Source organism: Protofrankia sp. BMG5.30 (assembly GCF_001983005.1).
In the GTDB taxonomy this organism is placed as follows: domain Bacteria; phylum Actinomycetota; class Actinomycetes; order Frankiales; family Frankiaceae; genus Protofrankia; species Protofrankia coriariae.
The window spans coordinates 21,657-34,053 of record NZ_MOME01000001.1 but is presented as its reverse complement, the minus strand read 5'-3'; the positions used below and the strand labels follow the sequence as shown (position 1 = coordinate 34,053).

Here is a 12,397-nt window from a genome sequence, read left to right as displayed (position 1 = left end):
TGGACCTCCGCCTTCCCAGGCGCTATCAGGAGATGTTCGGGTCGAACGTGAAGATGACCAGTGATCCCAGGGAGATCACCAGGAACGCCGACACGTACAGCAACATCTTCAGCCAGAACCGKGTCTGTGGCCGCTCGGCATAGTCGTTGATGACGGTGCGTAGGCCGTTGGTCCCGTGCAGCTCGGCGAGGACGAGCATGAGCAGGTCCCAGGTCCGCCAGAACGGCGAGGCCCAGCGGCCCGCGACGAAACCGAAGCCGATCCGCTGCACACCGCCGTCAAGAATGTTCATGATGAACAGGTGACCGAGCACCAGGAAGACCAGCAGGATGCCGGAGACCCGCATGAACAGCCACGCGTAGARCTCGAAGTTCGTCCGCGCCTTGGTGCGTACGGGCCGGCGTTGTGGGCTGCGCGGAGCCTCGATGGCCGGGGTGGCCGCGCCGTCGATCGTTGTCGCCATCAGGACGCGCTCCCGAACAGGGTCTCGACCGTGTGTTTCAGCATGTAGAAGGTGCCTGGAACGACCAGGATGACCCACAGTACGATCTCGGTGTACAGCATCTGGCGCTGGAAACGGGGGCCGGACGCCCAGAAGTCGATCAGCACGATCCGGATCCCGTTGAGCGCGTGGAAGAGAACCGCCGCTACCAGCCCCACCTCCAGCAGGTTCACGACCGGGTTCTTGTACGTCGCGATCACGGTGTCGTAGGACGATGGGGACACCCGCACCAGCGCGGTGTCCAGGACGTGGGCGAACAGGAAGAAAAAGATCAGTACGCCCGTGATCCTGTGAGCAACCCAGGACCACATACCCTCGCGGCCGCGGTAGAGCGTGCCCGCTGGTGCCTTCGGCACTGAAAGCTCCTCCGGACCGGCCTTCCGACAGGCTGGTCCTGATGATCCGTCCGATGACTCATGGTGGCTTGTCCGGCCAAAGATGACACGGCTGTCATGGCCCCGCCAGTTCACGAGCGTGGCACAGGGGGCCGCGCTCGAGCCGATGATCCGGGCAGTGATCTGACGGGCAGGCAGCTCGCGTCACCGAGGAACCAGGGCACCCGGAGACATCATGATGTGGACGACGGTTTGTGTGCACCCGATGCTAGTGCTGGCCTCCTGGCGGGGCATGCYGGCTTCCGTGACACTTAGGTGAGGTATGTCACAGATAGTGATCGTCTTCATTGTGTGACGAAGCGCTCTGAAGGGTAAGGGGCCTCGCCGTCAGGGGCCTCTGCCGGAGGCGCGGCATCGTGACATCAGGCCCCTCCGGCAGGCGGCGGTGCTCCGCCGGACGGCGGAGGGGGCGGGGGCTCGGTGGGCGGCGTCGATGGTTCCTGCGTTGGCGTCCTGGGGGGCGGGCTCGTTGGCGGGGCCGGAGTGGTCGGGCTCGCGCCCACCTGCGTCGGCGAGGGGGTCACGGGCGGCGGCTCGGTCGCGGTAGGCGGCGGCTCGGCCGGTGTGCTTGCTACGGGCGGTGACGATGGGCGGGAGGTGGGGATCCTGTCCACCCCCACCGGGGCTTTCAGGCTGGACGTGAGCGCGGAGGGGTTGACGCTGCGCTGCCCGGCGACCCCGCTCGCCGACGGGCTGGTGCCCCCGCCAGGCTGCAACTGCACGTCGGTCTCGGGACCTGAGCGGAGCACCGTACCGATCACGAGCGCCACACATATGACCACGGACGCGGCCACCGCCGCGAGCGCACCGCGGTGCAGGGGAGTTCTGTCACGCCACCAGCCGGTTGACGTTCGTCCGCTTCCCAGGTGATCATGAGTTGTGCTGTTGCCGGGCGGGCTACCCACGGCACTGCTGGTAACCGGTAGCAGACCGTCATCGGGGTCGTCCTGGCTGCCGACGCCGTACCCGCCGAAGTCGAACGGGGGCGGGGTGAACCGGTTGCCGGCCAGGGTGGTTGCGGCCGAGGTGTCCAGCAGCGGGGCGCCGCCGGCACGCGTCCGGACCGCCACCGCGGTCGCCGGCTCCTCAGGACTGCCAGCACGGTCACGCCGCGCGGACGCCGCCGGGGCGCTGACCGCCCGGCCGGTGCTCGGCGCGTCCGTTCCCACCGTCGCGGCGGCGGCCGTCCTCCTGGCGACCAGCGTCCCGGCCTCGGTCGGATCCTCGGCCGCGCCGCCGGCCACCGCGCCGCCATCCTCGGCCGGGCCGCCCACCGACCGGTCCACGGTCGCCGGGTCGGCCGTGGGCGCGCCGGTGACGGGAGGAGTTACCCGCGGGCCGCGGGCCCGCGCGTCCCCGCCGGATGCCGGATCGCCGCTGGCGTGCTCCACGGCACCCACCGCGAGCCCGGGGCCGGACTTCCTCGCCGTGTCCGCCACCGCTTCGGTCACCGGTTCCGCGTCGGGTCCGGTGACCGAAGCCGGCACGGGCACGGCCCCGCCCGCGATCGGGCGCAGCCGCCGACGTACCTCGGCCACGTCCGGCCTGCTCTCGGCCGGCCGGTCAAGCAGGTCGCCGAGCAGGCCGCGCAGGGGGCCGGCGAGCTGGAACGGGCGCCGGCGCCCCTCCACCACAGCGGTCAGAACGGCGTAGGTCTCCGGCCCCTCGAACGGTGGCTGCCCCTCCACCGCCGCGTACAACGTGGCACCCAGCCCCCACAGGTCACTCGCGGGGGTGCCGGAGGAGCCACGCACCCGTTCCGGGGCGATGTAGGCGGGGGAGCCGACGAGCGCACCCGTGCCGGTGAGAGTCGCGTCGCCTTCGGTGGCCGCGATGCCGAAGTCGGTCAGCCGGACGTGGCCGTCCCGGCCGAGCAGCACGTTGCCGGGCTTGATGTCGCGGTGCAGCACGCCCGCCGAGTGGGCGGCGGCGAGCGCTTCGGTGAGTGTCAGCCCGATGGCCGCCACCTGGTCGGGCGGCAGCGGCCCCTCGGCACGGATGACCTCGCCGAGGCTGTCGGCGTCCACCAGTTCCATGACGATCCAGTGGCGCTCGGCCTCCTCGACCACGTCGTAGACGGAGACTATGGCCGGGCTGTTCAGCCGGGCGAGGGCGCGGGCCTCCCGCAGCACCCTCGCTCGCAGCCCGTCGCGCTCGACCTGTGAGCCGGTGTGCGGAATCAGAATTTCTTTGACCGCGACCGGGCGTTGGAGAAGCTCGTCCTCACCGCACCAGACGACACCGGCGCCACCTCGTCCGATTGGAGTATCCAGACGGTAACGCTGAGATACATATCGGGGTGTGTTGTGGCGCGCGGGGTCTCCGGGCGGCGGTGCCGATCTGGCCATCACCGTCAAGTCTTGCAGATGCACGGCCGGACGTGCAGACAGCCCTCATCTGGCCTGGCCCGGCGCGCATGGTCGGACATCGGCCCGGAAGACGGTCAGGGGCCGGGCCGGAACGTCGAGAAAAGTTGCCACATCAACGGAAGGTCCATTTCCCAGCGGGAGTCCGCGGTACGCCAGTACAACGCGTAGCCRTGGCCATTGCGCACAAATCCTCGATTGAGAACGTGCACCGTCTTTCCGCCTGATGTGTACGTGAACTCCCAGTCTGCCTGCATTGCCCCGTCCCCGCCGTCACTCGGTGCGATCTTCACTCGTCGGTAGTCGGGCACCTGGGCGCTCAGACCGTCCTCGTGCGCCGTCCAGTCCGCCAGCGCGGACGGATTGGCCTGCTGGGTGATGTCGATGTGCAGGTAGGCGCCGGTTTGCGGATTGGTGAAGTTTCGCCCTTCGTTTCCGGGCGCGGGCCGTTCCTYCCAGCCCTCCGGATAGGCGATCGACCAGCCCGACGGGCCGGAGTAGGTACGCCAGCCCGGTGGCGGGGGCGCTGGCGTGCTGTCCAGCGGGGCCACCCCCGGATCGGCTGTGACCGTGGCAGCCTTGATGCTCGCGCCAGGTGACGCCTGGGCGGAGGTCGGCGGGCCGGTGATCGTGGGAGTGGCCTGGCCCGTGGTGGTCCCGCCCGAGGCCCCCTGGCCGGTCGCGGCCGCGGCCGGCAGCCGGCCCGCCCCTGGCCGGTCCGGATCCGATGTCAGCGCCGCGGCGAGGACGATGACCGTACCCGCCAGCACCGCCGCGAGGACCGCGGCGATCACGCCGAGGCGCCGGCGGTTGGGCCGGTCGGCCGCCACGGCGCCCGTCGGCCCCGCGACGCCCGGCCCGCCTGGCTCGCCCGGCTCGGCGGCCGTGGTCGTCCTGGCCGTCCGGACGGACCCGGGCGTCTGAGCCGCTCCGGCGGTTGCTGCCGCCGCGGCTGTTCCCGGCGTTGCCGCTGAACTGACCGTCCCGGCCGGTTCAGCCGGTTCGGATGTCTTCGCTGGTCCGGGACGCGCGGCGGGAAGCTGACCCTGGAGGCCGGCCGGCGGGGTGGCCGTCCCGGTCGGTTCGGCCGCTGTTTTCGCTGGCCCGGAGCGTGCGGGGGGAGCCTGCTGCCGGGTGTGGGCCGGCGGCGTGGCCGGCTCCTCGGTTTTCCCGGTAGGGGACGTGGCCGGTTCCCCGGCAGGGGGCGCGGCCGGCTGCCGGGCGGCGGCCGCGGCGCTTACCGCCGCCTGGATGTCGGGAGCCGGGGCGTCCAGCGTCGGGATGTCGAGTGCCGGGGTGTCGACGGGACGGCCGGCCCGCTGGTGACCGGCTTCGGTGCTGTCGGGCGTGGCGTCACCGGCAGGGGCAGTGCCGCCGGCCGGCGGGGTGCCGCCGCCGGCCGCGGGGCTGCCAGCGGCGGGGCCGCTGGTGGAGGCCGGTGTCGCGCCCACCGGGTCGTCCGCCCCGGTCGTACGCGCCGGATCCTCTCCAGCGGGGACGGTGCCCGCCGGGATCGTGCCGGGCGCGGCGCCGGTGCGGCCCGCCGGTGCCCGCGGCGGACGCTCACGGTCGGTACGGCCCGCGCGGGTGCCCGGCAGCCGCCGGGAGGCCTCCCGTTCGCTGACCTTCCGCAGCCGTCGCCGGGTCAGGGACAGCGACGGGCGGTCAGCGGGCTGCACCGCCAGGAGGTCGGCGAGAATCGGCGCGAGGGCCCCGGCCAACCGGAAGGGATGGCGTCTGCCCTCGACGATCGCCGTCAGCGTCGCGATGGCGCTGTCGCGCTCGTAGGGCGTGCCACCCTCGACCGCGGTGAACAGGGTCGCGCCCAGCGCCCAGATGTCGCTGCCCGGGCCGCCGGCCTCCCCACGAGCCCGTTCCGGGGCGATGTAGGACGGTGAGCCGAGCAGGATGCCGGTGCGGGTCAGGGTCGGATCCCCGGCGGACAACGCGATGCCGAAGTCCGTCAGCCGGGCGCGCCGGTCCGCGCTGATCAGGACGTTCGCCGGTTTGACGTCCCGGTGGACGATCCCGGTCCGGTGCGCGGCCTCCAGGGCGTAGGCGAGGCTGATGCCGATCCGGGCCACCCGCTCACGCGGCAGCGGGCCCTCGTCGTAGATGATCTCTGCCAGGGAGCGGCCTTCCACGAGCTCCATGACGATCCACGGGCGGCCGTCCGCCTCGAGCACGTCGAAGACCGGGACGAGCCCGGGATGTTGGACCCGGCCGGCCGAGCGCGCCTCGCGCAGCACCCGCTGGCGCAGGATCGCCCGCTCGTCGGCGGAGATCGACGGTGGGAGGCGGATCTCCTTGACGGCGACGTCCCGCCGCAGCAGTTCGTCGGTGGCCGCGTACACCACACCGAAACCGCCGCGGCCGAGTTCGGCGCCGAGCCGGTAACGACCCGCTACGAGCTGGCCGGAATCCGGTTCCTGTCCGGTTTTCGACGTCGGGTGGCGTTCGAGCGGCATCCGGCCGTCCCACCTCCTCGTGGACTTTGCTCGTGGACATTGCCCCTGGACATTGCCCGTGGACTTCGCTCGTGGGCTTCGCCCGTGGACTTCGCCCGTGGACATTGCCCGTACTCGTGGACATCGCCCGTGGACGTCGCTCGGCCTACTTCATCACACGTCGACCGCACCGGTTCAGGGCGCGTTGTATACCGGCGCCACGAGCTATCCAGCAGAGGACGTCCAGCGCGGGGTGTCACGGAAGGCGCCAGACGTACACGCCACCGGTGAGCTCCGGCGGCTGCCCGGTCAGCGACGTCACCGTGTCGCGCAGGCCGTCCCGGTGCCTTGCCGGGCCGAGCACGACCGCGCGCACACCGAGCTCGGCGAAGTCGGCGCGGCTTCGGGCGATCTGTGCCGGGGCCACCGGACCGGTGAAGCTGCCGCTTTCGATGTCGTCAAGTAACTGAGCTGTCACCGTCGGCTTTTTTCCGCCCATGTAGGCCTTCCCGTCGTGGCCCGGACCGATGAAGTAGCCGCCCGGCATCGAGAAATGGAAGTCCGCCGCGGTCTGCCAGGACATCGCGGTTGCCCGCAACCCGGTCGGATAGGGCAGGAGAAGCCCGTTGGAGCCGGCCGGAAGGGTTTTCACGGCGTCGGTGGTGAAGAACGCGGGCACGTCGGGTGAGCGTTCGACGGTGTACGGCCGAGGAATCAGTGGGAGCACGCAGGCCACGGCAAGGGCCACCGCTGCCGGGACACCGGCAGCTGCGAGCCGGGCAGTCGCCGGGACACCGGCAGCTGCGAGCCGGGCAGTCGCCGGGACACCGGCGGCGGCGAGCCGGGCAGGCAGGCGGTCCAGGGCGCAGGCGAGCACGAGCCCGGCCATCAGAGCGGTGCCGAGGGAGAACCGGTTCGGCAGGGCGGCATCGAAGACCGGCAGGCCGGCGACCAGGCCCCAGGGCAGCCGCAGGCCCGTCTCCACGTTGTTGACCAGCAGCGTCTCGCCCAGGGAGAGGACCGCCAGCACCGCGCCGGTGAGCCCGGCTATCCGTATCCGCAGGTCGCGAAAGCCCAGGACGACGGCGCACACGCACACGCTCAGCAGGGGCCAGCCGAGGAAGCTCATGTACTCCGGCGCACCGCCGGGGAACTCGGCCGCCCGCGCGCTCTGCGCGGATGTCGCGAGCCACTGGCGTTCGGAGGGGACGTACAGGCCGGTCAGATCGCTCTTGAAGAAGTTCGCCAGGAACGGGCTGCCGTGGGCCCGCAACGACCCGAGGAACTGGATGCCCAGCGGCACCGCGGTCAGCGCCAGGCAGGTCAGGAAGGCGATCGCGAACGTGCGCAGCGGCCCGCCGGTCAGGCGGAGGTACCCCGGCCGGCTCACCAGCAGCAGGACGATCCCGACGGCGGCCGTCACCGCGGTGATGAACAGCACCTCTTCGCCGGTCAGCAGTTGCAGGCCGGCGCCGACGCCGAGCGGTACGCCGGTCCGTGCCGGCCGGTGCGTCCCCCGGACGGCGTCCACGACAAGGCCGAGCAGCAACGGTACGGCCGGCGCCAGTGCCAGGCTGAGATGCCCCGTCCCGGCCGCGACGAGCGCCGGCGAGAAACCGTAGACGAGCCCGGCCACGTAGGCCGCCGCGGTACGCACCCGCAGTTTCCGCGCGAGCAGGTAGGCGCTGAACGCGGACAGCGAGAACGCCAGCATGACGAGCAGGTTGTAGGAGGCCACCGGTCCGGCGGCCCGGGTCACCGGCGTCAGCAGCAGGCCGGGGACCAGTACGGACGTGTTCCACAGCGCGTTTATCCCCTCCGGCGCGTTCGCCAGGTGCGTGACGAAGGGGTTCGACAGGTTCGTGACGGCGTGCGCGGTGTGCGCCAGCCACCAGCAGTACAGGGAGGTGTCGTTCGGGTTACCGGCGATGATGTTCCGGGTCGGGTCGGACCACACCCGGGCGGTCAGCAACAGGGCCAGCAGGAGATAGCTCGACCCGATCAGGGTGTGCGTCCGGAGGCGCCCGCGCCGCCGCCCGCGGACGGCCGTACCGCCGGCTGCGGCCGGCTCCGTGACCGGCTCCGTGACCGGCGTTGCGCCGGGCTCTGGGGCGGGCGCGGCCCGGCGGACGGTCAGCGGCGTGGCTTTCTCCCCGGTCGCAGGCGTGTCCGTGTCGGCGGGATCCAACGCGTCCTCCTGTGGCCGACAACGTGTGAGCGCGGCCATACCGTCCGTTTATCAGGGCGTCGTTTGTCGATCGAACGCTCTGTCCGCGACCGTTCTTACTCTGCGAATCAGCAGCATTACATCAGTCGCTGTCACCGCAGGTCCGACAGTCGCCGTCCGGACAGTCGCCGTCCGGAGAAGCGCCGTCCTCGACACCGGGAGCCCTGTGACCGGCGGGCCGGCAGTAGCGATCATGTTTCCCGCGTGGCCGGCGGCCCGGGCCGGCGAGCGCCGGGCAGGCCTGGGCCGCGAGTGTGTTTCTCCGCACGGCCGGGAGTCGGCTTCCCGGGGCGTCCGGGTGGGGCATGCTGGACTGTGCGCTGTCACCCGGGAACGGGTCCAGGCCTCCGGGAGGTGTCGCATGGCAGCAGGAAGCGCTCCTGGGGGTGGTCCCGCGGGCGGCACCGGAGCTGGTCCCGCGGGCGCGTCCGCGGTGGATGCCGTCGACTGGCGGTGGCTGCGGGCCGAGGCGGCCCGGGTGGCGGCCCGTGCGTACGCCCCGTACTCACGGTTGCATGTTGGTGCCGCCGCCGTGGTGGACGACGGCAGACTGGTCGTGGGCTGCAACGTCGAGAACGTCTCCTACGGTCTCACGCTGTGTGCTGAATGCGTGCTGGTGGGCGCTCTGCACACCGCAGGCGGCGGCCGGCTGGTGGCGTTCGTCTGCGTGACCGGCACCGGTGCGCCGGTGCTGCCCTGTGGCCGCTGCCGACAGTTGCTGTACGAGCACGGCGGCCCGGATCTCCTCGTGGCGACGGCCGGTGGCCCGCGCCGGCTGGCGGATCTGTTGCCGGACGCCTTCGGCCCCGCCGACCTGCCATCCACCGACCTGCCATCCACCGACCTGCCATCCACCGACCTGCCATCCACCGACCTGCCATCCACCGACCTGCCACCGCCCGCTACCCGCGCCACCGGTACAGGCGCAGAGACCGGACGGGACGCCGGCACAGGCCAGGACGATGGTGACTTTCGGTGACTTTTCACGTCGTCGACCTGATCCGGACGAAGCGGGACGGCGGCCGGCTGCCCGACGCGGCCGTGGACTGGCTGATCAGCTCGTACACGGCGGGCGCCGTCCCCGACGAGCAGATGGCGTCCTATCTGATGGCCGTGGTGTGGCGCGGCATGCGGCCGGCGGAGCTGTCCCGGTGGACCGCGGCGATGGTCGCCAGCGGCGAACGGCTCGACCTGTCCGGGCTTGGCCGCCCGACCGTGGACAAGCACTCGACCGGCGGTGTCGGCGACAAGGTCTCGCTGGTCCTGGTGCCGCTGGTGGTGGCCTGTGGCGCGGCGGTGCCGCAGCTCGCCGGCCGCGGGCTCGGCCACACCGGCGGGACCCTGGACAAGATGGCGGCCATCTCCGGCTGGCGGGCCTCGCTGGCCCCGGAGCGGATGCGGTCGGTGCTCACCGACGTCGGCGGGGTCATCGCCGCCGCGGGCGCCGGCCTGGCCCCGGCGGACCGGAAGCTGTACGCGCTGCGGGACGTGACCGGCACGGTCGAGTCGATCCCGCTGATCGCCTCGTCGATCATGAGCAAGAAGATCGCCGAGGGGACGTCCGCGCTGGTGCTGGACGTCAAGGTCGGCTCGGGCGCCTTCATGACGGCCCAGGCGCCGGCCCGGGAGCTGGCCGAGACCATGGTCACCCTGGGTGACGCGGCCGGGGTGCGCACGGAGGCGCTGCTGACCGGCATGGACACCCCGCTGGGGCGGACCGCCGGCAACGCACTCGAGGTCGACGAGGCGGTGGCGGCCCTGCGCGGCGGCGGCCCGGCCGATCTGGTCGAGGTGACGGTCGCGCTGGCCAGGCGGATGCTCACCCTCGCCGGGCTGGCCGGCGGCCCGGACCCGGCGGACGTCCTCGCGGCGGGCCGGGCGCACGACGTGTGGCAACGGATGGTCACCGCGCAGGGCGGCGACCCGGACGCGCCCCTGCCCGTGGCCCGGCACGTCGAGACGCTGCCCGCGCCCGCGACCGGTTTCCTGCGCCGGCTGGACGCGCGCGCCGTCGGCCTGGCGGCCTGGCGGCTGGGGGCGGGCCGGGCGCGCCAGGACGACGAGGTGTCGGCGGTCGCGGGTGTGCGGTGGTTCGCCGGCCCCGGTGAGCGGGTCGTCGCCGGGGCACCGCTGCTGGAGCTGCACACCGACGACCCGGCCCGGCTGGCCACCGCCCGGGCGGCGCTCGCCGACGCCGTCGAGATCGCGGACACGCCGCAGTCCGTCCAGCCGCTCGTCCTCGCCCACGTCCACCTGTAGGCGGCCTACCTGCAGGCGCTGGCTGGCGGATGCCGGTCACCGGCATCCCGGATACCTACCGATGGTTTTCGCCGGTGATTTCTGCCGACAGATCTTTCCGCGGTTCCCCGCCCGTTTCGGTTCTTTCTGGTGGATTCTCCCGGGTGGCTCCCCCGAGTAGATCTCCGTTGCCGGGATTCGCTGGTAGATCCTCTGTTCGGCTCACCATCTGGGCACAGGACCTGGGGAGGACGGCCGCGCCTTCGGATATATGTTCGGACGATGACCGTGTCCGCGCCGTCCCCGCCCACGCTGGAGGCCATCCGGCGGGTGCCCAAGGTGCTGCTGCACGACCATCTCGACGGTGGGCTGCGGCCGGCGACCGTCGTCGAGCTCGCGGACGAGGTGGGCTACGGCGGRCTGCCCACCACCGACGCGGACAAGCTCGCGACCTGGTTCCGCGGCGGCGCCCACAGCGGGTCTCTTGTGCGCTATCTGGAGACGTTCAGCCACACTGTCGGGGTGATGCAGACCCCGGGCGCGCTCGCCCGGGTCGCCCGCGAGTGCGCCGAGGATCTTGCCGCCGACGGTGTCGTCTACGCCGAGGTCCGTTTCGCCCCCGAGCTGCACGTCGAGCGGGGGCTGGCGCTCGATGCGGTGATCGAGGCCGTCATCGACGGGTTCCGGGCCGGCTCGGYCGGTACCGGGCTGAAGATCCGCGCCCTGCTGACCGCGATGCGCCACGCGGCCCGCTCGCTGGAGATCGCCGAGGCCGCCGTCCGATGGCGGGACCGGGGGGTCGTCGGTTTCGACATCGCCGGGGCCGAGGCCGGCTACCCGCCGACCCGTCACCTCGACGCGTTCCAGTACATGCAGCGGGCCAACGGCCACTACACGATCCACGCCGGGGAGGCGTTCGGGCTGCCGTCCATCTGGGAGGCCCTGCAGTGGTGCAACGCCGACCGGCTCGGCCACAGCGTCCGGGTCACCGACGACATCACCGTCGACGCCGACGCGAACGCGATCCTCGGGCAGCTGGCCAACTACGTACGGGACGTCCGCGTGCCGTTGGAGATGTGCCCGACATCCAACGTGGACACGGGCGTGTGCGCGAGCATCGCCGAGCATCCGATCGGCCTGCTGCGCAGGCTGCACTTCCGGGTGACGGTCAACACCGACAACCGGTTGATGAGCGGGGTGACGCTGTCGAGCGAGTTCGCCGCGCTGGTGGACGCCTTCGGGTACGGATGGCCGGACATCCGCTGGCTGACGGTGAACGCGATGAAGTCGGCGTTCATCCCGTTCGACCAGCGGCTGACGCTCATCAACGACGTGATCAAGCCCGGGTTCGCGCCGGTGTGCGGCGATGGGTGACCCGCAGCCCGACCCGTCCGCCCCAACCGGCCCGGACGCCGGCTCCGGGCGGGCCGGGGCGCCCGGCGGTGCCGTGACCGGGCCGGACGGGCGCCCGCGCTGCCCGTGGGCGCTGTCCGCGCCGGAATACATCTTCTATCACGACGACGAATGGGGACGCCCGGTCCGCGACCGGGCCGGGCTTTTTGAACGGCTCAGCCTGGAGGCGTTCCAGTCCGGTCTTTCCTGGCTCACCGTCCTGCGTAAACGGGATGCCTTCCGGGCCGCGTTCGCGGATTTCGACCCGGTGGCTGTCGCGGCTTTCGGCCCGGCCGACGTCGAACGGCTGGTGGCGGACGCGGGAATCATCCGCAACCGCCGGAAGATTCTCGCGACAATCACCAACGCCCGGGCGCTGCTGGCGCTGGACGGGTCGTTCGAAGAACTGATCTGGTCGTTCCGGCCCGTGACCACGGCAGTGCCGCTGGTAACGGCGGACCTGCCGGCGGCCACGGCCGAGTCGGCGGCGCTGGCCCGGGAACTGAAATCCCACGGCTTCGTCTTTGTCGGCCCCACGACAGCGTATGCGCTGATGCAGGCGTGTGGTCTGGTCAACGACCACCTTGCGGCCTGCGCGGTCAGGAGCTTGGGGGGCTGACCGGCCCCCGCGTCGCCGGTGTCTGCGAGCCTCTCCGCGCTCCGGCCGCGCCGCGCGTGAACCGGCCGCACCGGGCCGCTCCGCTACCATGGCTGATCATGTCGGACGTGATGGTACTTGCGATTGTCAGTGTTGTCGTCACCGRCATCGGCGCGCCGGGAATCACCGCTTTCTCCGGCCGTATGGAAACACGACGATCACATCGTCTCGC

The 12,397-nt window shown here is 71.9% G+C and carries 8 protein-coding genes and 1 pseudogene; 4 read left to right on the top strand and 5 right to left on the bottom strand.

What is annotated here, in order from left to right; genetic code table 11:
• Positions 1–25 precede the first annotated feature (25 nt).
• The 5 genes from BL254_RS00115 to BL254_RS00095 all read right to left on the bottom strand — a co-directional run bounded on the left by BL254_RS00115 (position 26) and on the right by BL254_RS00095 (position 7,898).
• Entirely contained in the window at positions 26–463 is a 438-nt protein-coding gene (locus BL254_RS00115) for a succinate dehydrogenase hydrophobic membrane anchor subunit (RefSeq protein WP_076842171.1), read from the bottom strand.
• Entirely contained in the window at positions 463–858 is a 396-nt protein-coding gene (gene sdhC / locus BL254_RS00110) for a succinate dehydrogenase, cytochrome b556 subunit (RefSeq protein ID WP_013872480.1), read from the bottom strand. Before sdhC ends, BL254_RS00115 begins: the two co-directional genes overlap by 1 nt.
• A 401-nt stretch (positions 859–1,259) precedes the next feature.
• On the bottom strand, positions 1,260–3,245 hold the full coding sequence (locus tag BL254_RS00105) for a serine/threonine-protein kinase (RefSeq protein ID WP_076842180.1): 1,986 nt from the start codon (positions 3,243–3,245) through the stop codon (positions 1,260–1,262).
• A 95-nt stretch (positions 3,246–3,340) separates the two neighbouring features.
• A complete protein-coding gene (locus tag BL254_RS00100; protein ID WP_076842170.1) occupies positions 3,341–5,731 on the bottom strand; it encodes a serine/threonine-protein kinase in 2,391 nt (796 codons plus the stop codon).
• A 235-nt stretch (positions 5,732–5,966) separates the two neighbouring features.
• A complete protein-coding gene (locus BL254_RS00095) occupies positions 5,967–7,898 on the bottom strand; it encodes a hypothetical protein (RefSeq protein ID WP_139342099.1) in 1,932 nt (643 codons plus the stop codon).
• A 400-nt stretch (positions 7,899–8,298) separates the two neighbouring features.
• On the opposite strand from BL254_RS00095, the pseudogene BL254_RS00090 reads away from it, so the two are divergent.
• The 4 genes and pseudogenes from BL254_RS00090 to BL254_RS00075 form a co-directional block, all read left to right on the top strand.
• A pseudogene (locus BL254_RS00090) lies at positions 8,299–8,754 on the top strand (cytidine deaminase); the annotation flags it as partial.
• Between the two features lie 158 nt (positions 8,755–8,912).
• A complete protein-coding gene (locus BL254_RS00085; protein WP_076842168.1) occupies positions 8,913–10,196 on the top strand; it encodes a thymidine phosphorylase in 1,284 nt (427 codons plus the stop codon).
• 261 nt (positions 10,197–10,457) lie between these two features.
• A complete protein-coding gene (locus BL254_RS00080) occupies positions 10,458–11,549 on the top strand; it encodes an adenosine deaminase (protein ID WP_076842167.1) in 1,092 nt (363 codons plus the stop codon).
• Positions 11,542–12,186 (top strand): DNA-3-methyladenine glycosylase I, encoded by a 645-nt coding sequence (locus tag BL254_RS00075; protein WP_083730728.1) that lies wholly within the window; start codon positions 11,542–11,544, stop codon positions 12,184–12,186. Before BL254_RS00080 ends, BL254_RS00075 begins: the two co-directional genes overlap by 8 nt.
• The last annotated feature ends 211 nt before the right edge of the window (positions 12,187–12,397 follow it).